The sequence below is a fragment of the Ligilactobacillus equi DSM 15833 = JCM 10991 genome (assembly GCF_001435735.1).
GTDB lineage: Bacteria > Bacillota > Bacilli > Lactobacillales > Lactobacillaceae > Ligilactobacillus > Ligilactobacillus equi.
Genome location: NZ_AZFH01000195.1, coordinates 1 through 404, shown reverse-complemented (window position 1 = coordinate 404; position 404 = coordinate 1). Strand labels below are relative to the sequence as shown.

3 tRNA genes are annotated in these 404 nt (G+C 51.0%); all 3 read right to left on the bottom strand.

The annotated features are described in order from the left end of the window. Positions 1-82 precede the first annotated feature (82 nt). Positions 83-155 (bottom strand) — tRNA-Asp (locus FC36_RS10315). Positions 156-167: 12 nt separating this feature from the next. Further along, positions 168-241: transfer RNA gene (locus FC36_RS10310), tRNA-Met, on the bottom strand. Positions 242-252: 11 nt separating this feature from the next. Then, positions 253-342 (bottom strand) — tRNA-Ser (locus FC36_RS10305). Positions 343-404 lie beyond the last annotated feature (62 nt).

The following is a 404-nucleotide window of genomic DNA, read 5'->3' as shown; positions in this document are numbered from 1 at the left end:
GCCGACACATGGAGCTTCAATCCATTGCTCTACCGACTGAGCTACCGAGCCATTTGCGAAAAGATTAATTTGCTTGCGCAAACGGTCCATGACGGATTTGAACCGACGATCTCCTCCGTGACAGGGAGGCGAGATAACCACTACTCCAATGGACCAAAATTTCTTAATTGCGGGAGCTGGATTTGAACCAACGACCTTCGGGTTATGAGCCCGACGAGCTACCAGACTGCTCCATCCCGCGATAATAATAAAAGGAGGATAAGAGATTCGAACTCTTGCGCGGTTTGACCCGCCTGACGGTTTTCAAGACCGTTCCCTTCAGCCAGACTTGGGTAATCCTCCATAAGAAATCGGGAAGACAGGATTCGAACCTGCGACCCCCTGGTCCCAAACCAGGTGCTCTA